A 22,714-nucleotide genomic window follows, 5' to 3' on the forward strand; every position below is an offset into this window, starting at 1 on the left:
GGCGCTACGGCGCGGTCTCGGCACGCTGCACCGCCGCGTCATCGACGATGGCGTTGTCGGCGCGGAAGCGGTAGGCCTCGCGGATCAGCGCGAGCCGCGCCCGGTCCTCGCCCCAGCGCCGGCGCAGCGCCTGTGACGGCTCGCCGCCGTCGCGCCAGATGCGCCAGAGCATCGCGGCGTTCTCCCAGTAGGCGCCGGCGACGTAGTGGCCGTCGGGGCTGAACACCGCCGCCGCGACGCCACCCAGGCTCGCCTGCAGCGGCAAGAACTCCTCCTGTACCACGGGCGCGCCGTCTTCGCCGAGCCGTACCGCCGGGGTGCGCCAGAGCCGGATGCTGCCATCCCGTGAGGCGGTCAGCATCCAGCGCCCGTCCGGGCTGTAGACGGCGCGATAGATGCGGTCCTGGTGGCCTTCGAGGATGGCCAGCGGGACGCCGTCGCGGCTCCAGACCCGGGCGGTCTTGTCCAGTGAGCCGGTGAGCACCTGCTGACCGTCCGGTGCGATGGCGACGCTGTAGACCCGCCCGACGTGTCCGATCAACCGCCGGCGCACGGCGCAGCCGCCGGTCTCGGGGTCCAGGTCCAGCAATGCGGCGCTTGCCGCCGCGCCGGCGACGGCGGCGAGCCGGCCCTCCGCGTCGAGCGCGATGTCGCCGATGGCGCCCACCTGGGGCGCCAGCTCGCAGCCCTTGTGCCAGACGCCGTCGGCGTCCCGCAGAAACAGCCTGAACTGCCCCGCGTCGTCGCCGGTGGCCACCAGGGTGCGGTCGCCGACGACCAGCAGTTCGGCCGCTTCGACCGGCGCCTTGCCGTGGGCCAGGTTCGGCGTCTCGGCCAGCGCCGCGCACTGTGGCACCGAGAACAGGCGCACGGGCTGCACGGGGTCGTTGGAGGTGGTCAGCAGCCAGGTCTCGTCCGGGCCGAACAGGGCGTTGTAGACCTGGCCATCGGCCGCGTCCGCGACCTTCAGCTGGCAGCTCCGCTCGGTGACCAGGTCGTCCACCTGCGCGGTGCCGTCGTAGGCGGCAGAGGCCAGGCGCCGCCCGGAGGCGCTGAAGCTCACCTGGCGCACACGCGCGGTGTGCCCGCTGAGCAGGCGCAGCGACTCGGGCGCCGGGCGCTCCAGGGTGCGCTGGTAGCGCCACACGCGCACGCCGCCGTCGAAGCCCGCGGTGGCGAGCAGCAACGCCCCGCCGTTCGGTGCCAGCGCCTGCGGCGCCGCGGCCATGGCGACGTCCCAGACGTGGTCGGAATGGCGCAGCTCGAAGCCGAGCCGGGTCACCGGGTCCACGCTCCACAGCCGCACCGTGCCGTCGCGGCTGGAAAAGGTGGCGAGGCGCTGGCCGTCGTCGTCGAAGCGCACCGCGGTGACCGCGCCATCGTGGCCGAGCACCGCCACGGGTTTGCCGGTCTCGAGGCTCCACAACCGGGCGGTCCCGTCCAGCGACCCCGTGAGTACCAGGTACTGGCCCTCCAGTTGCGGGGCCGGCTTCGGCGCGATCTCGACATCGCTGACACTGAGCTCGTGGCTGCCGAGCACCACCGCCTGGTGGCTGCCGTCCAGCGACCAGCGCACCACCTGGCCCTCGTCGTCCACCGCCACCAGGAAGTCGCCGCGGGGCGCGAAGGCCACATCGCGCACGGCGGTGCGATGCACCTTCACCACCGAGCCGCCGATGCGGCTCTTGGACAGCTCACCGAGCGGGGTGCCGTCGTCGCCCCGAAACAGCCGCACGCGCTCGTCCGCCGCGGCGATGGCGATGCGCTCGCCGGCGGCATCGAACACCGCGGCATTGAACGGCCGGCCCAGCGGTCCGTCCGCCGGCAGCGACAGCAGGCGCCGCCCGGCCGCCACGTCGAACACGTGGCTGCGCCCGGCGGCGGAGGCGGTGATGAGCCGATCGCCATCCGGCGCGAAGGCGAGGCCGCGGATCTCCCCCTCGCCCAGCATCCGGTGCAGCAGCACCTTGCCGGGCAGCGCCAGGTCCAGCACGCAGATACCGTCGTTGCCGTGCGCGTCCGCCACCGCGATGGCCAGCCGGCGCCGGTTCGGACTCAGCGTGAAGGCGCTGCCCGCGCGGGTGCCGCAAACATAGAGCGGAGTGGCGTCCGCGGCCGCCGGCAGTCGCCAGACGCCGTCTCTGCCGATGCCGACGATCTGGTCCTCATCCCCGATCACCAGGCTATGGATGCGGAGCCCATCGCCACCGAGATCGCGGTCCGGCAGGTAGCGCCCGCGATCCAGCCGCCATAGCACCGGCCCCTGGTCCGGCGTCACGGTCGCCAATTGCTCGCCGTCGGCGGCGATGGCCGGGATGCGCACGTCGTCCGGGTTAGGCCCCGCGGACGGCGCCATGGCAAGCAGCCGGTTGCCGGCGAAGGCGAGGCCGAGCTTGCGGACCGCCTGCTCGGGCAGGTCGGCGCCGGCGTCGATGGCATTGATGATCGCCTGCGGCGTGTTGCCGCGGGCGATGTGCAGCTCCGCCTCCTTGAGCAGGCTCTTGTTCAGATTGACCCGCGCGGTGCGCGATGCCTCCCAGGCGAAACCGGCGGCGAGCACGGCGCCCAGCAGCAGCGACACCAGCACCAGCCCGGTGACGCGCACCAGACGGTTGCGGCGGCGCAGGAAGGCCAGGTTGGCGGCGGCGGCGGCGAGAAACTCCCGCTCCAGCGGCTCCAGCTCGTCCGGGTGTGTCCGGGCAAAGGTGTCCGCGGCGGCGAAGACGGTCTCACCATAGAGATATTCGCGGTTGCAGTCGGTGCGCTTCCACAGCCGCGCCTGGCGGCTGAGCTGGGTGCGCAGGGCCAGGGTGCGGCGGTTGCCCGGCGCGGCGAGCCAGTCGCCGACCGGCGCCCAGTCGGTCAGCAGCGCCGGATGCGCGAAGCTGGCCACGGCGCGCAGCGCCTGCCAGTGAGCCTGGGGCTGCGCGGACGCGCTCGCATCTTCGCCGGCGTCTTGCTCGGCAGTGTCGGCGTGCTGCAGGTCGGCGGTGGCCGCGTCGGCGAGCGCGTCGGCCCCGCCCTTGCGCCGCCGCAGCCGACGCAGGGGCCACTCTTCGCGGCCCTGCCGCCAGACCCCGCGCAGCAGCGTCGCAAGCCGCAGGTCCGGGGCGCCGCAGCGGCTCAGCAGGGCGGGATCTTCGCTGCCCTCGGTGACCACCAGTCGGGCGTCCACCATGGCGTCGATGAGGCGCCGACAGCCCGGCTCCGCGCGCAGCACATCGAGATCGCCCTGGCGCGCGTCGGGCTGCGCGCCGCGGGCACCGTCCACGGCGATGAGAGCGCGGCAGAGCCGTGGCAGCGCGGCGCGGGCGTCCGCATCCAATCGCGCCCACAGGGCGTCGGCGCGCGCGAGCACGATGCCGGTGAGTCCGCCCGCGGCCCGCAGGTGCTCCGCGGTCAGCCGCACCTCGCCGGACTGGACCGCGGCGGCGTGCTCGTAGGCGGCCTGGAGCAGGGCCTGCACCGGCGGCGCCCAGTCCCGCAGCGCAACGGCCTCGGACTCCAGCCGCTCCACCAGGCTGCGGCCCTCGCCGACGGCACCGGCATCCAGCTCGATGCCGGCGACCCGGGCGGGGATCTCGATCACCTGGCGGATGCGCGCCGTCGGCGGCGGCTCCAGCGCCAGCACCTGCTCCGCGGTAGACCGCGCCGGGTCCAGCAGCCGCTCGGCCAGCGGCGTCAGATGCCGCAGGGCGTTGCTGCGCAGCGCCGCGATCACCCAGATGGCCGGATGGCCGGAGAGCCCGCGGAGAGCCTTGAGCAGTGCGTCGCGCGCGGCCGCCTCCGCCGCCAGCGCCGGGTCCAGCGGGTCGACGATGACCGCGAGTCGCGCCTGCGCCTCGGCATCGTTGCCCTTGGCGAGCTGTGCCAGCGCGCTGGCGAGCTGGCCGGCGGCGAGTTCGGGCTCACTGGCGAGCAGGCGCTCCAGTGCCCCGGCGGAGAGCCCGAGCTCGGCCAGCGGTACGCCCAACACGTCCGGTGCGTGCAGGCGTGCCGCCAGTGCCGCCAGCGGCGACGGCCCGTCGCTGCCCGGGTCCACCAGCGCGCAACGCACGGTGGCGATATGCTCGAACAGGAACGGCCGCGTCAGCCGCGGCACCAGCCCGGCGCGCAGCAGCGAGGTCTTGCCGCTGCCGCTCGGGCCGCTCAGCAGCAACAGGCCGGCGCTGCCGGGGGGGCGCTGTTCCAGGCGCTGCAAGAGCGCGCGCGTCTCCTGCTCACGGCCGGTGAACACCCGCTCGTCGCCGATATCAAAGGGGCGGTCCGCCCGGAAAGGACTGCCCTGCCACTGGGCGATGCCGGCGGAGGCGCGCCGCTCCGCGCTGATGCGCCGGTTGAGCAGCTTGCGCAGTTGCGTCTCCACCAGCTCGCGGAACGCCGCATCGCCGTCGAAGACCCGGAACGCGCGCCGGAATGTATTGTCTTCGTTGAAGAAGTGGGTGCGGAAGAACTCGTCCAGGCGGCGCCGGTCCTCCACCGCCTCGCGTGCGGTGGCGGCGTCGGTGATGTCCACCAGCTTGGGTGCGGTCTTCTTGTAGACCAGCACCTCCGGCGTCCCGGCGCGGGCGGAGGCCTCCACCGCGTTGACGAACTCCCACTCCGTGCCGGTCATGCCGCGGTAGGGCTCCTCCGGCAGCGGCGAGCCGAGCCGCGTCCACAGGATCACCAGCACGATGTCGCAGTCCTCGGGCTGGGTCAGGCCCGCCTGGAAGGTGCGGTCCGCGGTGAGTGCCTCCTCCTCCCAGAGCACGGCCTGGAGCTGAAAGTAGGGCAGATACTCACGTCCGAGCCGCTCGATGATGTCCTTCACCGCCGCACGCTCGTGCTCCACGTCCGAGGGTGACGAGACGAAGATTTTGATGCGCGCGTCGCGGGCTCGTTGGTTCATCCGGGTGGCGCCGACAGGGCGGAGGCGAAGCTCGGCGCATCATACCGGCGTGGCCGGGCGGCTGCGCATTACACCGGCGGTCCATTCTCGACAGAGGCACATGCCGACGCGATACAATCAGGATACATCGGCCGATGCCGCATGCCAGTCGCGCGCGGGCGCGACGAGTGGGGATGCAATGACAGAGCAAGCGCAGTCGAAATCCATGAGCATGGACGAGCTCCTCAGCGAAGCGGTCGGCACCATCCTCCGCGATCCCGACGCCGAGCACTTCCTGCGCTGGGGACGCACCCGCATCCCGCAGATGCTGGCCGACGTCGAATCCCTCGATGCCGCCGACGAGCGCCGCCTCGCCGCCCTGCTGGCCCAGGCCATCTGGAACGCCATGCCGCGCCCGGACCTCGGCTTTCGCGCGCTGCCCATGCCGGAGCCCGCGCCATCCGATCCTTGTCGCTGCGGCTCGGGCGTCGCCTACGGGGACTGCTGCCAGGCCGCCGGCGACGTCCCCGATCTGCCGCCGGAGATCCTCTGGGACCCGCTGCTGGATCAGCTCAGCGAGGCACAACTGCAGGCCGCCGTGCACAGCGGCGCCGTGCCCCAGCCGCTGCTCGCCAAGGTGGCGGACCGCTGGCTGGCGCTGGAGCGCCCGGGCCGCGCCGTCGCGCTGCTGGAGCCGCTGTTCACAGGGGACCTCGCCGCCGTGGACGAGGTGTTCGAGCCAGCGCTGGACGTCCTCTGCGACGCATACGATGCGCTGGATCACTGGAAGAAGAAGCAGGCGTTCCTGTTGCGCGTCACCGATGACGCCAGCCCGACGCTCAAGTCCGCGGCCTGGCAGCGCCTGAGCGTCATGTTCATCGACGAGGGCGACTTCGACTACGCCACCGAGGCATTCGCCCAGGCGCAGCGCCACGGCCCCGAGCATCCCGGCACCGCGCTCCTGGAGATCACGCTGCTCGCCGCCCGCCATCGCGACGACCACGCCCGCGCGCGGGCCCATTTCTGGCAGCACCAGCTGCGCCGTGCCGGCCACGAGGGCAGCGGCATTTACGAGTTCCTGGAGCGTGCCCGCGAAGACCCGCAGCAGGCGCTGATGATGAGCCAGGCGGCGGCCATGGACCCGTCGCTGCTGCGCGTGCGCGACTGGCTGGCCGGTCTGCCGGACCGCCCGCTGCCGAGCCTGCCGCTGGAGGTCATCGAGGACCCGCTCCACTGCGCCGACGACCGCCAGCTACCGCTGTTCGATCCGGAGATGCTGCCGCTGCCGCCGGCGGCCAGGGGTGGTGGCGGCTGCTGCGCCCTCACGCCGACACGTGCGCTGGCCGCGGTGGAGCGCGCCTGGCACCGCGTGTTCCCGGCGGACAAGCCCTTGTCCACGCTACTCTCCGGTGCGGAGCACGAGCAGGTGTGGCAAAGCTACGACTGGCTCGCCTATCTGGAGACCAGCCCGTTGGCCGCGGACAGCCTGGACATCCTGGACGACGTCGCCACCGCCCTCTACGCGCACCCCGAAAGCAGCCTGCCCTGGGTGTCGCGGGTCATGCTCGACCCGGTGCTGGCGCGCGCCGAGGCCATCCTGCGTCACAACATCGGCGCGCGGCAGCTCGGCGCCCTGCCCTGGATCGATCCGCGCAACCGCCCCGCGCTGCGGCTGTTGTTCCGCTGCTATCGCCGCCACGCGGAGGCCGGCGACGACGCCGCCGCCGTGGCGCTGATGGAATTGCTGCTGGAGCTGAACCCGCGCGACAACCACGGCGTGCGTGCCGAGCTGATGAATCATTACCTGCGCGTGCACGAGGACGAGAAGGCCCTGGCCCTGGCGCGGCGCTTCCCCATCGACGCCCTGGCCGACACGGCCTATGGCGAAGTGCTCGCGCTGTACCGGCTCGGCCATCAGGAGCGCGCCGCGCTGGTGCTGCACGAGGCCGTGGGCCGCCTGCCGCGGGTGCCGCGCTTCCTGCTGCGCAAGCGGGTGCGGCGGCCCCAGCTGCATCAGAACGGCTTCGTCGCCGGCGGCGACGACCAGGCCTGGCTCTACCGTCAGGCCATGCGCGACGTCTGGGCGGCGGAGCCGGGGCTTCTGGCCTGGATGAAGAAGCTCACCGCCTGAGGCGGCGACCGGGCACATGCGGCTGGACAAGTCTTCCGTGTAGGTCGGGTTAGCGCAGCGTAACCCGACGACGGGTGTCCGTAAGCCCTTGATTGTGGGGTTACGCTATCGCTAACCCGACCTACGATCCGCTCGATTTCGGCGTTGCGAGCAATACTTGCCCGATCTCACGTCCCCGGGCGCGCGTCCAACGGGCGGCCACGAGCGACCACTGTGCGCCCGCGTGGCGCCCGCGGAGGCTGGCCGGATGCACCGCTGCCCGCTAAGCTGCGCGCCTCTGCGACAGCAATCACACCAGCGGCGGCCGCTTGGCTGCCACCATGCCGAGATCCGCGACTGTCCGACGACCGTGGCCCGCGCGGCTCGTGCCGGGTCCGAGCGGCCGCGCTGACACAGGAGAACAGCATCATGAGTGGGTTCCATCAGGTGGTCTTCACCGGCGAGCTGAGGCCTGGCGTCAATGCCGAGCAGGCAGCACGGGATTTCGCGGCGGTATTCAAGATCCCGCAAGAGAAGGCCTGGCGACTGATCCTGGACAAGCGCGAGCACGTGCTCAAGCACGAGGTGAACGACGTCAATGCCGAGCGCTACCGGGAGGTGCTGGAGGAGATCGGCCTCGCGGTGCGCATCGAGCCTGCCGGCACGCCGTTGGGCAGAGACGGCGCCGCGGATGAGCTGCCCGGGTCCGTCGCGCCTGCGGGTGCGGGCGCCGATGCGACGCAGGCGGCACCGGGTGCCACCGCGCCGCACGCCGACCCAAGCAACCCCTATGCGCCGCCGCGCGCGGATCTGCGGCCGCCCGTCACCGACGAAGAAGGCCCCATGACCGGCCCGCAGTCGGTGCCGACCGGTCATGGCTGGCTCTGGATCAAGGATGCCTATGCGCTGTTCCGCGCCAAGCCGCGCGCGTGGCTCGGCGCCATCGTGACCCTCTACCTGATCAATTTCGTCGTCGGCCTGGTGCCCGTCGTGGGCGGCCTGGTGGGCTTCGTGCTGGGGCCGATTTTCGGCGGCGGGCTGATGTCGGGCGCCCGGGATCTCGACCGGCGCGGCACCGCCCGCAGCGGCATGGTCTTCGACGGCTTCTCCGGGCCCGCCCTCCAGCTCGCATTGCTGGGACTGCTCTATCTGGCCGGCTTCCTGGTGGCAGCGATGGGGGCCGGCATCGTGATGTTGGCGGGCGGGGCCCTTTCCGCCGGGAGTCTCGGCAGCCTGTCGCTCAGCGATCCGCAGGCGGTCGCCGCCGCCCTGCCGGCAAGCGCGGCGGCGCTGATGCTGCTCACCTTCCTGGCGCTGGTGGTGCCCGTGCTGATGGCCTACTGGTTTGCCCCGGCGCTGGTCATGCTGGAGGGCATGAGCGCGGTGGAGGCCATGCAGACGAGCTTTCGCGGTTGCTGGAAGAACATGCTGCCCTTCCTGGTGTACGGACTTGCGATGCTCGGCATCCTGCTGGTCTTCTCGCTCGCGGTGGGCCTCCTGGCGGGGCTGGCGGCGGCGGCGCTCGGACCCATGGCGCCGTACGCCGGTCTGATCGGGATCGTGCTGGCGGTGCCCGTGCTCCTGGCGTTCGCCGCCGTGGGCTTCGTCTCGCAGTACACCGGCTACCGCGACATCTTCCGCCACATCGGCTGACGTGCTCCGCTGGCTGCTCATCGCGCTGATCGCCCTGGCGCTGCTCGCCGCGGCGGCGGCGGGCGGTGTGGTCTGGCTCGGTAAGCGCGCGGAGCCCAGCTATCAAGGCGAGATCGCGCTCGCGGGCCTCGCGGCGCCGGTGAGCCTGCGCTTCAGCCCCCACGCGGTACCCACTATCGAAGCCGCGTCGCTGGACGACGTGCTCTTCGCCCAGGGCTACATCATCGCCGCCGAGCGCATGTGGCAGATGGACATGCTGCGGCGGCTGGCCGGCGGCCGGCTCGCCGAGGTGCTCGGCGCGGGTGCGCTGCCGGCGGATCGCTTCTATCGCACCATGGGCCTGCCGCTGGCCGCCCGCGAGGCGCTGGCGGCGCTGGAGCCGGAATACCGCCGGCAGCTCGAGCGCTACGCCGCCGGCGTCAATGCCTATCTGCGCCATGCCGCCGGCCGCCTGCCGCTGGAATACCGCATCGCGGGCTTCCAGCCCGCCCCCTGGCGGCCGGAGGACAGCCTGGTCATCGGCGAGTACATGGCCTGGATCAACAGCGTCAACCTGCGCGAGGAGCTGACCTTCCTGCGGCTCGCCGTGCGCTTCGGCAACGCCCGGGCGCTGGAGCTGTTTCCCGTGGACGTGGGCGTGCCGGCCCCCGCGGAACTGAGGCAGTTGCCGGACTATCGCGAGCTGGCGCGCGCGCGGGCACCCGCGGCCGCCGCACCGCTCGCCGCCTCCGGCGCGCGGCGCATCGTCCCCGTGCTGGCAGGTGGCGCCAGCAACGCTTGGGCGGTCAACGGCCCGAGCGTTGCCGGCGGCGCCGCAATGTTGGCCAACGACCCGCACCTGTCCCCATCGGCACCGGCCATCTGGTACGAGCTGGAGCTCATCGCACCCGGACTGCATGTGGCGGGCCTGGCGCTGCCCGGCGTGCCGCTGGTGCTGCTGGGCCACAACGAGGACCTCGCCTGGGGCATGACCACGGTGACCGCCGACACCCAGGACATCTTCGTCGAGCGCCTGAACGACGCCGGCGACGCGGCGCTACGCGCGGACGGCCGTTGGGAGCCCGTCAGCACCCGCACCGAGCAGATTGCGGTCAAAGGCGCAAAGGCCCGGACGCTCACTATCAGCTCCACCAGCCACGGCGTGCTCATCGACGGCGTCATCGGCCCCGACAATCCGGAGGGGCTGCCGACGGTGCGCGTCGGCGACGCCTTGGCGTTGCGGCGCAACCTGGACGTACCGGGCCGCGCCGTGGTGGCGCTCTGGCGGCTCGATACCGCCACCACCATCGCCGCGGCCCGCGCCGCCGGCGAAGATCTGCGGCACGTCTCGGAGAACCTGCTCATCGCCCACCGCGATGGCAGCATCGGCTGGCAGGTGACCGGCACCCTGCCGCGGCGCGGCCGCGGCAGCGGCATGCTGCCGGCACCGGGCTGGGAGGCGGGTTATGGCTGGGTGGGCTGGCAGCCCTTCGCCAACAATCCGGGCGTGACGAATCCGCCCGATGGGCGCCTGGTGAGCGCCAACAACCGCAGCCTGCCGCTGGAGCAGGCCGATGCGGTGGGCCATAGCTGGATCGCACCGTACCGCGCGGAGCGCATCCTTGAGCTGCTGGACGACGCGAGCGCGCTCACCGCCGCGGACCTCGCGCACATGCAGGCGGACCGCGACAGCATCCGCGCGCGCGTGTTTATGGCCTCGCTGCGCCGGGTGCTGCCGGAGCTCAAGGTCCTGGAGCCTGCCGCCGCGCGCGCCGCCGAGCGCGACCTGTTGCACTGGAGCGGTGACTTTCCGCCCGACAGCCACGCCGGCGCGCTGTTCGGGCTTCTGGTGCCCGCGCTCTACCAAGCCCTGTACGGCGACGAGCTCGGCGAGGACCTGCCGGCACTGATGATGCTGGACGCCGACACCTACGGCCCCATGGACGAGGCCCTGCGCAGCGGCCATTCGAGCTTCTGGGACGACATTCGCACGCCGACGGTGCAGGAGGGGCCGGCGGAGGTCTGGCGCGCCGCCCTGTTGGCCGCCCGCTCGCGCCTGAACGACCTGATGCCGAAGGGGCCGCAGCGGCTGGACCGCCTGCGTGCGGTGACCTTCCGGCATGCCTTTGCCGGTCAGCCCTGGGTGGGGAAGTGGTTCAGCGTCGGTCCCATCGGCATCGGCGGGGACACCGCCACGGTCAACGTCGCCAACGCCTCGCTGCTGGCACCCCGGCGCATCGGCTACATCCCGTCCATGCGCGCCGTCTACACACCGGCCGATTGGTCGCGCACCCGCGGCACCATCACCCTCGGGCAATCCGGGCACCGGTTCTCGCGCTTTCGCACCGATCAGCTCGAGGACTGGCTCGCGGCGGACACGCACCCCTGGCCCTGGAACGGGCCAGCCCCCGGCACCGGGATCGGCGAGCTGCGGCTGCTACCGGCGGCCTCGGACTGACCGCCAGCAGGGCCATCCTGCCGCGCGGCGGTTCCGGCCGCCCGCGCGGGCGCTGGCATGGTGCAGGCGAAACACCTATGCTCGTGCGCAGGTATTCCTCCACTGGAGTTGCCGCCGGCATGCACCCCATCCGCGCCATTCGCTGCTCGATTCGCCGCTCCCTTCGCCGCTGCAGCAGCCGCCACGGCGTTTGCCGCCTGCTCGCCGCCACCGCGCTGCTGGCCACGCCCGAGGCCCGCGCGAGCGTGGTGGCCGGTGTCACCTTCGACCCCGCCAACGCAGTTACCACCGCGGAGGTGACGAGCCTCGGCTACTGGACGCCCTTCGGCGACGCCGCCCTGCCCAGCGATACCTCGGCGGACTGGTCCGTCGGCGCCTCCCTCGGCAACCTGTTCCTGCGGCCACCCTTCCAGGACGGCTATTCACCAACAACGCCCGTCTACGGCGCGCCGGGCACCGCGGTAACCCTGGGGCAGGAACCGAGCTACCCGCTGAGCGGCAACGTCCGCGAGACCATCCGCCTCACCTGGGGCGGCAGCCTCGGACTGCCGGACGGCGACAACGGCAGCAACGGCAGCGCCGATGACCTGGTCATCTTCGAGCAAGCCACCAGCGAGGCCTTCGCCATCAGCGTGCACGTGGCCAGCGGCGGCAGCGTCGGCTGGAGCAAGTGGTTCTACGTGCCCTACGAGAACGCGTACGACAGCGCCAACGACGCGACGCCGACGCTGATCGACCTCGACCTGGATCTCGGTCTCCCCGGCGTGACCATCAATGCGCTGGAGATCGCGAGCCTGGCGCCCGCGGATACGGTGGCGGAGCAGATCGCCGGTGCCGATGTCGGGCTGGGCCGGGGACAGGTGACCTTCGGCGGCGCATCGGGTGGGCTCACGCCCGCGCGCTGGAGCAGCTCGCAGGGCAAATGGGTCCCCTTCGAGTCCTACAAGCTCGACCCGGACATCCAGTTCGTCGCCGGCCTGCAAGACCTCGTGGCCGGCGATTTCGGCACCATCAGCGCCGTCAGTACCGCCGCGGACGGCTCGGCGCCGGACCGCGCGCCGCCCACGGGCACCCCGGCGGCGGCACCCGTGGTGGCTCCGCTGCCGTTGTTGCTGACGGGGCTGTCACTGCTCGGGGTGCTGCGCGGCACCACCTGGCCGCGCCGCCGGCGGTTGCCACGCCCGCGCGACCTGGCCCTGGCTGCGGCCGGGTCGCCGGTTCGGGCCGATACTCAGCAGGAGTGGCAGTAGTAGGTCGGCAGGCCGGCAATGCGGCAGGCCTGTTTGCAGCCGCCGGACGGGAAGAGGCCCTCCAGGCTCTTGCGCGTACAAGGGGTGAACCGCGACACCTGGTCGCCGATCGCGCGGATGATCACCTTCGGCGACGGCGGAATTTCATGATATGCGTAGTACTCGCGCAGAAAGTTGATCACCGTCCAGTGGCAATCGGTGAGCTTGAGCCCGTCCGCGGCGGCCAGCGCCTCCGCGAGGGCGTTGTCCCAGTCCAGAAAGCTCGCCAGATGGCCTTGTTTATTGAACTCCACCTCGCGGCCGGCGATCTCTAAGGCAGTCATCGCGTGTCTCCTCCGCCTGCCGGTGGTCGATGCGCGCGTCTGTCGGCGCAGCGCCGGCATTGATAGGTTTATTAGAAAATTTGCAAGTCGTGGAACAGGTGATTCACCACCTGTCAAGGAAATATAGCGTACCGCGACCTCGTGACGCGTCGTCCCGCATAGACCTGCGTCAATCGTTCGCCGCCCTCTTTGCCGTATCAATCGCCGACTGCGAACGCCCATGTCAGCGTGCCAACGTTACTCACGACAAGCCCTTGCCATCGCTGCGAGAATCGGCAAAAAGCCAAGCCTCGCGCCGAATCCGGGAGAGAGCCCATGCCCAGACTCATCTACCAGCCCACCGTCGTCCCCGCCGCCGGCGACAAGCCGAAGCGCATCGAGGAGTACGCCGGCCGCGTCGCCAGCGGCAACGAACAAGTGTCCGTCGCGCGCATGCGCGCACCAACCGGCTGGCAGGAGCCCGGCCAGCGGCCGGAATTCATGGAGATCACCGTCGTGCTCGACGGCATGCTGCGGGTGGAGCACGAAGGCGGCGTGCTGGACGTCCACTCCAGCCAGGCGGTGATCACCGAGCCCGGCGAGTGGGTGCGCTACAGCACCCCTGCGCGGGGCGGCGCCGAGTACATCGCCATCTGCCTGCCGGCGTTCTCGCCGGAGACCGTGCACCGGGATGACTAGAGCAGTCGCGCGCAAATGCCGCGGCCGTTCTTGCCACAGCCCTCCACGTGTCGCCCCGGATGGCGACACGAATAAGCTCTCTCCACGAGCCCCCAAGACCTCCCCCACGCGCTCGCTGAGATCACCCGCGTCCTGAAGGCGCTCCAGCCGCGGTATCCGGCGCGACGAGCACCCGCCGCCCGATCGCGGCGACGACGCCGCTCCCACAACGCCGCCGCAGATTGGGCCACCCCGAGAGGTGCAACGATCAGCCCATCCTGCGCCGGCACGGAAAGATCGCGATCGGCTCAGCTCGCGGCGTCTGGCCAGAAATGGTCGTCCAACATATCGGCGATGCCGAAGGGACACCGATCGGGGAAGGTCGTCTCCGGCAGTCCGGTTTGCTTCTCCGCCTCGATGACGGCAAGACGATAAGCGCGGGCGATGGCCTCGTCGAGATAGGACTTGAGGCTCGGATTGTCCCCCAGGTGCGACGCGAGGCGGATGCGCTGCTCTTTGATCGAGAGCCGCCAGGAATTGCCACGCAGCGCCGGCTGGTAGCGCCACTTGAGCAGATGGAGCATCAAGACCACGAGCCGGTTGACCAGTTCCCTGCGCTCGCTACGCGCCATGCTCTCGATTTCCTCGATCAGATGCGCCACATCGACATCGCTCCATTTGCCGGCGCGCAGCAAGGATGCTTGCTCGTCTGCCCAAGCGCTGAAATCGCGGTCGTACAGGTTTGACAAGGCTCGCACCTCCTCCAGCGGGAGACGGTATCGTCCCATGAGGATGGCGGTGGCGCCAAGGCGCACAGCCCGATGGCTCGGCTGGGCATGCGGCGGTGCCCGCCGTGGGAGCGCCGTCCCCGGCGCGACGAGTGCCAGTGCGAAAGATCGCGCAGCAAGTCACTTCCACACGTGCACGATTGGGTAGGCGCGCGGTGTCGAGCTTCGTTCCTCAGCCCGACCTACGCCTGGCGGGACCGCGTGGGAGCGCCGTCCCCGGCGCGATGGGCTTCGGCTTGGCCGATCGCGGCGGGGACGCCGCGCCCAAATACATCGCGGCGGGGACGCCGCTCCCACGTCCGCAAGCCTTACTCGGCCGCGGCGCGCGCCCGCTCCAGCCAGCCGTCGACCTTCTTGCGGTTGGCGGCGATCCACGCATCGGCGTGGCGCTCGATGTCCTTCTCGCTGTCCTCGCCGTCGCGCATCGCCAGGTTCTCGGCGCTGATGTCGTTGTTGCTCACCTGCATGATGGCGAACAGCTTGGCCGCCGCGGGGTTGGCCTCGGCCCACTTGCGGTTGGCGACGATGCGCTGGTCGTTGGCCTGGAAGCCGTAGTTGGAGCCGTCCGGCAGCGTGGTATCCACGCCCGCACGCTCGCCGGGCAGGGCGCTGAAGGGCACCTGCAGCCAGACCACGTCCTTGCCCGGCACCAGCACGCCGCTGACCCAGTAGGGCGTCCAGGTGTAGTAGAGGATGGGCTTGCCCTGCTTATAGCGCGTGATGGTGTCGGCGATGATGGCCGAATAACTGCCCTGGTTGTGGGTCACCGTGTCGCGCAGGCCGTAGGCGTCCAGGTGGTGCTCGATGACCTTCTCGCAGCCCCAGCCGGGGGTGCAGCCGGCGAGGTCGGCCTTGCCGTCGCCGTCGGCGTCGAACAGCTTGGCGATCTTCGGGTCCTTGAGCTGCTCGATGTTGGTGATGCCGTATTTCTCGGCGGTCTTCTTGTCGATCAGGTAGCCCTGCAGGGCGCCGGGGGAATAAACGCCCTCGCGATAGAGCTTCTTGTCACCGCCCGCGGCCGCGTAGAAGTCGGCATGCAGCGGGTCCCAATGGTCGGCCATGAAGGTGGCATCGCCGTTGGCGATGGCCACGTGGCCGGCGGCGTATTCGATTTCTTTGAAGGGCTTCACGTCATAGCCCAGTTCCTCCAGCGCCTTCATCACCAGCAGGGTCTGGAAGGACTCTTCGGCGATGGACGACTTGATGGGCTGGACCTCGACGCCTTCGCCGGGCTTCTCCACTGCCAGGGCGCCGGCTGCAACGACGCTCAGCGCCAAGAGCAGCGCGCCGCGGGCGCAGGTTTTGAGGTCGAATCTCGCTAGCATGGGCTTATCCTCTCTGTGGGTCGGGTGGGTGATTGTTGGTGCGGGCGCGCACCGGCCGACGCTGGTGGCCCGCAGGATGCCCGATGGGTCGGCGGCGGCGCTCAGCCCGCGCCGCGCACGAACAGACCCCGCACCAGGCCGACCGGGCCGGCCTCGTACCAGTGACGGGTGGGCTTGTCGCGGTCGGCTTGGCCGACCGCCTGGGTCATGCGATCCAGGATGATGGCCAGCAGCACGATGCCGACGCCGCCAATGGTGGCGAGCCCCATGTCGAGCCGGCCGATGCCGCGCAGCACCATCTGGCCAAGACCGCCGACGGCGATCATGGAGGCGATGACCACCATGGACAGGGCCAGCATCAGCGTCTGGTTGACGCCGGCCATAATGGTCGGCATGGCCAGCGGCAGCTGCACCTTGAACAGCAACTGCCGCTTGGATGCGCCGAAGGAGCGCGCCGCCTCCACCAGGTCCGCCGGCACCTGGCGAATCCCTAAGTTGGTGAGCCGGATCAGCGGCGGCAGCGCGAAAATGATGGTGACCACCACGCCCGGCACGTTGCCGATGCCGAACAGCATCACCACCGGCACCAGGTAGACAAAAGCCGGCGTGGTCTGCATGGCGTCCAGCACCGGGCGCACCGCGGCCGCGGCACGGTCGCTGCGGGCGAGCCAGATGCCGATGGGCAGCCCGATGATGACGCAGAAAAAGACGGAGGTGATCACCAGCGCCAGGGTCACCATGGCTTGCGACCAGGCGCCGATGAGACCGACGGCCAGCAGCGACATCACGGCGCCGATGCCAAGACGCCGGCCGCCCGCCTGCCAGGCGAGCAGACCGATGATGATGACCATCAGCACGTCCGGCACCGCCTGAAGGGAGGTCTGAATACCGGTCAGGGTGGCGTCGATGGGCCAGCGCACGGCCTGGAACACCGGGCGGAAATTGGCCACCAGCCAGTCCAGGCCGTTCTCGACCCAATGCCCCAAGGGGATCACCGCATCGTGGAAGGGGTGCAGCCAGTCGATGCCGCCGCTGGCCTGATCGCCGGCGCCGCTGTGGGCGAGCCAATCGCCCGGCGTGGGCGGCGCACCACCCACATCGGGCGACGGTGCACCCCAGGGGTTCGCCGCGCCAGCAGGCTCCGGCGGCGTGCCGGTGGCGGGCACGGGCGGCTGCGCGCCGGCATTGAGCCAGGCGTTGTCGGGGGCTTGGGGCGCGCTCGGGGTCGCCCAGGGGTTGGATTGATCTGCCATAGTGTGGGTCGTCGTTGCAAAGTGCGCGGTGCGCAGTGCGTTCCCGCGTGCGTCTCAGCGCACTCCGCACTCCGCACCAAATTCAGCTCGTCTCCCGATCCAGGGTCTCCAACAACCCCGCTTTGCTGATGACACCGCGGTACCGGCGCTGCTCGTCCACCACCGGCACACCGCACGGGGTGGCGGCGACTGTGCCGAGCAGGTCGCTCACCGCGGTATCGGCAGGGAGCTCGGGCACGTCGGAGAGGAAGGCGCGATGCAGGCTCGGCTCCGCCTCGCGCAGCTCGCGCTGCAGCGAGTCCACCGAGACGACACCGTGGAAGCGCTGGCCCTTGTCCACCACGTAGCCGAACTCGCGGTCGTGCTCGTGCAGCCGGGTCAGCGCGGCACGGATGCCGTCGTCGTGGCGCTCGATGACGGTCACCTGGGTCTTGCGGGCGATGTCGCCGGCCTTGAACACGGCGGCCACGTCGACGCCGCGGAAGAAGGAGCGCACGTAGTCGTCGGCGGGGTTCTTCAGGATCTCGTCCGGCGTGCCCACCTGCACCACGCGCCCGCCTTCCATGATGGCGATGCGGTCGCCGATACGCATGGCCTCATCGAGGTCATGGGAGATGAAGACGATGGTGCGCTCGCTGTGCTCCTGGAGCTTGAGCAGCTCCTCCTGCATCTCGCTGCGGATCAGCGGGTCCAGCGCCGAGAAGGCCTCGTCCATCAGCATCACGGACGGATCGTTGGCGAGCGCCCGCGCCAGGCCGACGCGCTGCTGCATGCCGCCGGAGAGCTCGTCCGGATAGCTGTCGGCCCAGGCACGCAGGCCCACCTGGTCCAGCGCCGCGAGCGCGCGCTCCTCGCGCTTGTCCTGATCGACGCCGGCCAGCTCCAGGCCGAAGGCGGCGTTCTGGCCGACGGTCAGGTGTGGCATCAGCGCGAACGACTGGAACACCATGCTCATGTCGCGCCGGCGCAGCTCCATGAGCTCCTTGTCGCTCATGGCGGCGATATCGCGGCCGTCCACCAGCACCTTGCCGGCGCTGGGCTCGATGAGCCGGTTCAGCAGCCGCACCAGCGTGGACTTGCCGGAGCCGGACAGGCCCATGATGACGAAGATCTCGCCCTTACGGATCGAGAAGCTGGCATCGCAGACGCCCACGGTCTGGCCAGTGCGGTCGAATATCTCGTTCTTGTCCACGCCCTGCTCGAGCAGGCGCAGGGCCGTCTGGGGTTGCTCGCCGAAAACCTTGTACAGGTGCTCGACGACGACTTTGTCTTGCATGCTGGGTCGTTCGCAGCCCGGGACAGCGGGGATGCGCTCCGGTTGGTGGCGATGGGCGGCGCAGAGGCGCGCGGCGAGTGTTTGCGGGTTGCCGCCGGCACCGGGCAGTGTCGGCGCTGCCCGTCAGGGCAGGCACGCAACACCCCGTTGCACGGGGAAATGGTTAGGGTGCCGAGGGAATAGTTAGGGCTCTAAAGGATAGACAAGGCTAGAACGGGGCGGGGAGCGCTGTCAAACCGGCGGTTACGGCAAGCGCCGCGTCGGGCTTTGTCCCTCAGCCCGACCGTGGGAGCGGCACTCTCGGTGCCGCGACCGGCGGCAAGGCAGCACACCACGCCCCGAGTCACTGCCAAGCGGCGGGCAGGCAGCACGCGGCCGCCATCGCGCCACAAAAGGCAGTGGCGCTCCCACGGTGCCGGCGCGCACGGAGCAGCCGTTATGAGAGGTCGGGCCACCGCAGGCGGCCCGAGCATCCAGCGGTTACAGCATCGTAGGTCGGGCCGACGCCAGGAGGCCCGACGCGGCGCTGATGGCAAGCGCCTTCAGAAGTAATAGCCAAAGTTGATGTTCAGCCGGTAATTCCACTTGTTGTTGCCGGTCGCACCCCAGTCGTTGACGCCGCCATCGGCGGTGTAGATGTTGGTGTACGGCTGGGCAACGCCGAGGTGATTCTCGCTACCGACGAAGTTGTTGCCGTTGGCGTAGGCCAGGTCGGTGTAGATATACCAGCCGCCGCGCGCCCACGCGGCACCGAGGACCCACATCGCGCTGTTGTTGAAGTCACTGTCCTGCTTGATGATGTTGCTGTACTCGAGGTACGGCCGCACCGAGTCGAGCCAGGGAATCTGATTGGCCTCCCACAGATAGCTCAGGGACGCCGCCGGAATCCAGGCATCCGTGGCCGCCGGCCAGCCGAAGTTCCAGGCCCCCATCGGCACAAGCTGGTCGGTGTTCAGCGGATTGTCCCGATGCACGTTGATCTTGTACCGGGTGAGCTGGGTCGCGAGCAGCCAGTTGTGCCACTCGTTCTTCATGTGGATGGACGCCGCCCAATGATCGCCGTCGCGGTTGCGCCGGCCCTTGAGCTGGCCCCACTCCAGCGACGTGCCCAGTTCCGTCGGTATCGCGATGTCGTCGAAGTTGTAGACGGCGCGCAGGTTGAACTGGTTGCGCTCCTCCCAGCCGTTAGCCGGCGCGCTGAAGTCCACGGTGCCATCCGGCGCGACGGCGTAGGTCCAGGGCACAATGTCATAGCTGTAGCGCGTGCTGTCGAGGCTCGTGCCCTGACCGTTCCATTCGCTGCGGTTGTAGTAGGCGAGATCCAGGTTCAGGTTGCCGAGGCTCGTGATGTACTTGATGCCCAAGTCCTCGTCGTCGGCGAGGCCGACGTAGTAGTGCTGGTCGAAGAACCAGCTCTGCGACACGCCGTAGGGACCCGGTCCGAACGGCACCCGGTTCACGCCGACCTGCACCTGGCTGCCGTCGTCGAACTCCCAGCCGAGCCAACCGGTATGCAGAAAACTGTAGCCGGAGTAAGTGCGTGGCCTGCCTGACCCAGGGTTGAACGGGTCCGGATACCAGCGGTACTCGAGCTTGCCGATGAGGTTCTCGTACTTGAGATCCATGTTGATGCGGAAGGTGTCCAGCGCGAAGGTGCCGCCGTTGCCGCCGCGGGTTGGGCCGCTACCGCCGTCGGGATAGCTGCCCAGGATGTAGTTGGCCCGCATCGCACCGCCGATGGTGAGCGGACCCAATTTGATCTTGTCGGCGGTCGGCGGGCCTTGCTTGGCGACCTGTTCCTCGGCCTCGGCCGCTTTCTTGTAGGCTTGCTCGCTTTCCTGCTTGGACTCGATGAGCTCCTGGCGGGCCTCGTCGAGCTGGCGCTCGAGCTCCGCAACGCGCCGCTCCAGCGCGGCCGTGTTGGCCGCAAAGGCGCCGGGTGCGGCCAGGAGCGGCAGCAGGGCGGCGATGGAGACGGCGAGGGGACTCAGACGGCGCTTGGCCGATCCGGTGCTGTGCGCGTGGGTGGACATGAGACACCTGTAAAGGGGTTGAGTGTTGCACGAACGCGACGAAAATTACTTTCGACACGACACATTACAGGGTAGTCATGATGTCGCACGCGCGCAACGCAAATTGTTGCGCAGACGCAATACTCAGTCGCAGAAGTGCACTGTTCCGGCGAATTGGCCGTGCAGCCGGAACGACACGCGCCGTTGTTGCACTGGGGAGCCCGTGAACCTGGGCACGAGACGGTATCGTGGGGGCAGCGGCACGGCCGACCCCGTGCATAGGGCGCTGTAGGTCGGGTTAACGCAACGTAACCCGACGATGGGCGTCGGTAAGCCCTTGATTGTCGGATTACGCTATCGCTAACTCGACCTAAAATCCTAAAGCCTCCAGCCGCCGGTTACGTCAATGCAAGACCCCGGGATCACCGCCACCACCGCGCTGCTGCGCTTCATGGACAAGCTGACGTCCAATTACTGGCAGCTGCTGCTCGCGGCACTGGCACTGTTCCTGCTCTGGCGTATCGGCACGCGGGTGGTGGGCGAGCGGCCGCTGTTCGACCACTTTCCGCGCATCACCGCGGCGCTGGACGTCGTGGTGCTGCCGTTCGGTTGGATCATCGGCGGCTCGCTGCTGCGGGCGGCCAACCGTACGATCGGGCTTCCCCCACTGGACAAGCCCATCAAGTGGATCACCGCGTTGGCAGCCTACCTCGCCGCGGGCTGGGCGCTGGCCCGGCTCGTCGAGGTTCAGCTCCTGCTGCGCGCGGAACAACGCGACGGCGAGCGCGTGCCGCAGCTCGTCATCGGGCTCCTCTATATCCTGCTGATGCTGGTGGGGCTCGGGCTGTTCATGTACCAGAAGGGCTACGCCCTATCCGGCGTCTGGGTCTCCACCGGCGTCGCCGCCGCGGTGCTGGGACTGGCGCTGCAAAAGACCTTGGGCGACCTGTTCTCGGGCATCGCGCTCGGCGTTGAGCGCCCGTTCCGCATCGGCGACTGGCTGGAGCTGGCGGACGGCCGCGTCGGCGAGGTCGCGGACATGAACTGGCGCGCCACGCGCCTGCGCGGCTGGGACAACACCACCCTGGTGATCCCGAACTCCAGCCTCGCCGGCCAGAGCTTCAAGAACCTGCACGGCGACAACCACATCTACGCGCCCTGGTACTTCGTCAAGGTGCCGGCGGAGGTGGACCCGCGCTACGCCTCGGAGCTGCTGCTGGAGGCGGCCATGCGCTGCGAGAGCGTGCTCAAGCTGCCGCCGCCGGTGGTGCGCCTCGCCGACGCCAGCAGCCTGCCCTACAGCTACATGGTCTGGGTGCACATCAAGAACTACCCGGCGATGTTCCGCGCCCGCGAGGAGCTGTTCCGCGAGATCCACAAGTCACTGCTGAGCTCGGGCATCGAGGTAGCACCGCAGGTGCAGGAGATCCGCACCCGCCGAGCCCACCTGTCCAACGCCGAGCCGCCCACCCTGGCGCTGGCGCTCAAGTCGCTGGAGTTCGCCGGCGACCTCACCGACGAAGAGATCGAGCACATCGCCGCCGAGAGCGAGTACCGCTACCACAACACCGGGCATGTGCTACTGGCGGAGGGCAGCGTCAGCGACGCCTTTTACGTCATCGCCGGCGGTCTGGTGGAGAGTGCGATGCGGCTGCCGGACGGCTCGCGCAAGCCGCTGGAGACCTTTGGCCCAGGCAGCTACTTCGGCCTCACGGCCATGCTCACCACGGAGCCGAGCTTCGAGGAGTTCATCGCCAAGAGCGACGTGACGCTGATCCGCATCGACCTCGAGTGCCTGCGCGGCGTCGTCAACGCCCGCCCGGAGCTGAAGGACAAGCTGGTGGCGCTGCTGAAGACCCGCCTCGACACGGTCGAGTCCGCCCGCGCCGCCAGCCGCCGACGCACGCGCCGCCTCACCATGCGCGACATCCGCCTCGGCCTGGAGCGGCGACTGCGGCATCCGCGGGTCTAGATCAGTCTTGCAGTCTAGGCGGGACCAACACGGGGCGCGCCCCTTGCATTTCGCCGCCCGCACGGTTCTCATCCGTGCCGGGAATCAATCAGCGGAGAGATGACCATGCGTAAGCTGCTTCACGAAACCCGACTGACGGCGGCACTGATCGCCGTTGCCCTCGCCGGCCCGGCCGCCGCCGGCTGGACCATGGACCCGACGCGCTCGCACCTCGCCTTCGTCTCCATCAAGGCGGAGGACGTGGCCGAGGTGAACACCTTCAAGGAGATGAGCGGCACCATCAGCGACGACGGCAACGTGACCGTCACGATGGCCCTGGACAGCGTCGAGACCCTGGTGCCGATCCGCAACGAGCGGATGCGCCAGTTCCTGTTCGACACCGCCGACTACAAGGACGCAACCCTGACAGCCAAGGTGGAGCCGGCCGTCATCGCCGACATGCAGCCCGGTCAGATCAGCACGATCACCGCCGAAGGCAACCTCTCACTGCACGGCACGACGCAGCCGATGGTCATCAAGATGCAGGCCGCGAAGCTCGACGACGGCACCGTGATGGTGGCCAGCATCGAGCCGCTCATCGTCGACGCCACCAAGTTCGGCTTGAGCGAGGGGATCGAGAAGCTGCGGGAGATCGCGGGGCTTTCGAGCATCAGCCATGCGGTGCCCGTCACATTCGTGATGACCTTCGTGGCGGGAGAGTGAGCCCGGTGGGAGCGGCGTCCCCGCCGCGATTTCACGCCGGCATCGCGCCGGGGACGGCGCTCCCACGGCTTGCAGCCCGCAGCCCG

The 22,714-nt window shown here is 69.8% G+C and carries 14 protein-coding genes; 7 read left to right on the forward strand and 7 right to left on the reverse strand.

Annotated features, from left to right (window positions below; genetic code table 11):
- Nucleotides 1-4: 4 nt before the first annotated feature.
- Nucleotides 5-4,891, reverse strand: a complete 4,887-nt coding sequence (locus tag LJE69_RS12055) for an AAA family ATPase (RefSeq protein WP_296925296.1) — start codon at nt 4,889-4,891, stop codon at nt 5-7.
- 178 nt (nt 4,892-5,069) lie between these two features.
- Between LJE69_RS12055 and LJE69_RS12060 the strand changes: the two genes are divergently transcribed.
- From LJE69_RS12060 to LJE69_RS12075, 4 genes are all read left to right on the forward strand, one after another.
- A complete protein-coding gene (locus tag LJE69_RS12060; RefSeq protein ID WP_296925298.1) occupies nt 5,070-7,001 on the forward strand; it encodes a YecA family protein in 1,932 nt (643 codons plus the stop codon).
- A gap of 408 nt (nt 7,002-7,409) precedes the next feature.
- On the forward strand, nt 7,410-8,633 hold the full coding sequence (locus LJE69_RS12065; RefSeq protein WP_296925300.1) for a BPSS1780 family membrane protein: 1,224 nt from the start codon (nt 7,410-7,412) through the stop codon (nt 8,631-8,633).
- A gap of 1 nt (nt 8,634) precedes the next feature.
- Nucleotides 8,635-11,070: a penicillin acylase family protein gene (locus LJE69_RS12070; protein WP_296925302.1), complete on the forward strand. Its 2,436-nt coding sequence runs from the start codon at nt 8,635-8,637 to the stop codon at nt 11,068-11,070.
- Nucleotides 11,071-11,189: 119 nt separating this feature from the next.
- Nucleotides 11,190-12,320, forward strand: a complete 1,131-nt coding sequence (locus tag LJE69_RS12075; RefSeq protein WP_296925304.1) for a hypothetical protein — start codon at nt 11,190-11,192, stop codon at nt 12,318-12,320.
- Here the strand turns inward: LJE69_RS12075 and LJE69_RS12080 are convergent.
- On the reverse strand, nt 12,302-12,643 hold the full coding sequence (locus tag LJE69_RS12080) for a TusE/DsrC/DsvC family sulfur relay protein (RefSeq protein ID WP_296925306.1): 342 nt from the start codon (nt 12,641-12,643) through the stop codon (nt 12,302-12,304). The genes LJE69_RS12075 and LJE69_RS12080 overlap by 19 nt on opposite strands.
- Before the next feature lie 315 nt (nt 12,644-12,958).
- Here LJE69_RS12080 and LJE69_RS12085 point away from each other — a divergent pair, with 315 nt between their 5' ends.
- A complete protein-coding gene (locus LJE69_RS12085; protein ID WP_296925308.1) occupies nt 12,959-13,321 on the forward strand; it encodes a hypothetical protein in 363 nt (120 codons plus the stop codon).
- Nucleotides 13,322-13,608: 287 nt separating this feature from the next.
- Here the strand turns inward: LJE69_RS12085 and LJE69_RS12090 are convergent, their stop codons facing one another.
- The 5 genes from LJE69_RS12090 to LJE69_RS12110 form a co-directional block, all read right to left on the reverse strand.
- Complete coding sequence (locus tag LJE69_RS12090; protein ID WP_367114671.1) at nt 13,609-14,088, reverse strand: DUF29 domain-containing protein; 480 nt, start codon at nt 14,086-14,088, stop codon at nt 13,609-13,611.
- A gap of 308 nt (nt 14,089-14,396) precedes the next feature.
- Nucleotides 14,397-15,413: a glycine betaine/L-proline ABC transporter substrate-binding protein ProX gene (gene proX / locus LJE69_RS12095; RefSeq protein WP_296925310.1), complete on the reverse strand. Its 1,017-nt coding sequence runs from the start codon at nt 15,411-15,413 to the stop codon at nt 14,397-14,399.
- Nucleotides 15,414-15,514: 101 nt separating this feature from the next.
- Nucleotides 15,515-16,666, reverse strand: coding sequence for a glycine betaine/L-proline ABC transporter permease ProW (gene proW, locus LJE69_RS12100; RefSeq protein ID WP_296925313.1), 1,152 nt, complete (start codon nt 16,664-16,666; stop codon nt 15,515-15,517).
- Nucleotides 16,667-16,748: 82 nt separating this feature from the next.
- Nucleotides 16,749-17,942 carry a glycine betaine/L-proline ABC transporter ATP-binding protein ProV gene (proV, locus tag LJE69_RS12105; protein ID WP_296925315.1) on the reverse strand — a complete coding sequence of 398 codons (1,194 nt, stop codon included), beginning with the start codon at nt 17,940-17,942 and terminating at the stop codon, nt 16,749-16,751.
- 542 nt (nt 17,943-18,484) lie between these two features.
- Nucleotides 18,485-19,975: a hypothetical protein gene (locus LJE69_RS12110; protein ID WP_296925317.1), complete on the reverse strand. Its 1,491-nt coding sequence runs from the start codon at nt 19,973-19,975 to the stop codon at nt 18,485-18,487.
- Between the two features lie 385 nt (nt 19,976-20,360).
- On the opposite strand from LJE69_RS12110, the gene LJE69_RS12115 reads away from it, so the two are divergent.
- Together LJE69_RS12115 and LJE69_RS12120 are read left to right on the forward strand one after the other, a co-directional pair.
- Nucleotides 20,361-21,926, forward strand: coding sequence for a mechanosensitive ion channel family protein (locus tag LJE69_RS12115; protein ID WP_296925319.1), 1,566 nt, complete (start codon nt 20,361-20,363; stop codon nt 21,924-21,926).
- A gap of 105 nt (nt 21,927-22,031) precedes the next feature.
- Nucleotides 22,032-22,628, forward strand: a complete 597-nt coding sequence (locus LJE69_RS12120) for a YceI family protein (RefSeq protein WP_296925321.1) — start codon at nt 22,032-22,034, stop codon at nt 22,626-22,628.
- Nucleotides 22,629-22,714 lie beyond the last annotated feature (86 nt).

This window comes from Thiohalocapsa sp. (genome assembly GCF_022340605.1).
Taxonomy (GTDB): Bacteria; Pseudomonadota; Gammaproteobacteria; order Chromatiales; family Chromatiaceae; genus Thiohalocapsa.

Excerpts from the sequence above, each read along its gene's own strand:
- LJE69_RS12065 (WP_296925300.1), top strand. The coding sequence starts at position 7,410 with ATGAGTGGGTTCCATCAGGTGGTCTTCACCGGCGAGCTGAGGCCTGGC.
- proX (WP_296925310.1), bottom strand. The coding sequence starts at position 15,413 with ATGCTAGCGAGATTCGACCTCAAAACCTGCGCCCGCGGCGCGCTGCTC.
- LJE69_RS12090 (WP_367114671.1), bottom strand. The coding sequence starts at position 14,088 with ATGGGACGATACCGTCTCCCGCTGGAGGAGGTGCGAGCCTTGTCAAAC.
- LJE69_RS12080 (WP_296925306.1), bottom strand. The coding sequence starts at position 12,643 with ATGACTGCCTTAGAGATCGCCGGCCGCGAGGTGGAGTTCAATAAACAA.
- LJE69_RS12110 (WP_296925317.1), bottom strand. The coding sequence starts at position 19,975 with ATGTCCACCCACGCGCACAGCACCGGATCGGCCAAGCGCCGTCTGAGT.
- LJE69_RS12115 (WP_296925319.1), top strand. The coding sequence starts at position 20,361 with ATGCAAGACCCCGGGATCACCGCCACCACCGCGCTGCTGCGCTTCATG.
- LJE69_RS12060 (WP_296925298.1), top strand. The coding sequence starts at position 5,070 with ATGACAGAGCAAGCGCAGTCGAAATCCATGAGCATGGACGAGCTCCTC.
- LJE69_RS12120 (WP_296925321.1), top strand. The coding sequence starts at position 22,032 with ATGCGTAAGCTGCTTCACGAAACCCGACTGACGGCGGCACTGATCGCC.
- LJE69_RS12075 (WP_296925304.1), top strand. The coding sequence starts at position 11,190 with ATGCACCCCATCCGCGCCATTCGCTGCTCGATTCGCCGCTCCCTTCGC.
- proW (WP_296925313.1), bottom strand. The coding sequence starts at position 16,666 with ATGGCAGATCAATCCAACCCCTGGGCGACCCCGAGCGCGCCCCAAGCC.
- LJE69_RS12055 (WP_296925296.1), bottom strand. The coding sequence starts at position 4,891 with ATGAACCAACGAGCCCGCGACGCGCGCATCAAAATCTTCGTCTCGTCA.
- proV (WP_296925315.1), bottom strand. The coding sequence starts at position 17,942 with ATGCAAGACAAAGTCGTCGTCGAGCACCTGTACAAGGTTTTCGGCGAG.
- LJE69_RS12085 (WP_296925308.1), top strand. The coding sequence starts at position 12,959 with ATGCCCAGACTCATCTACCAGCCCACCGTCGTCCCCGCCGCCGGCGAC.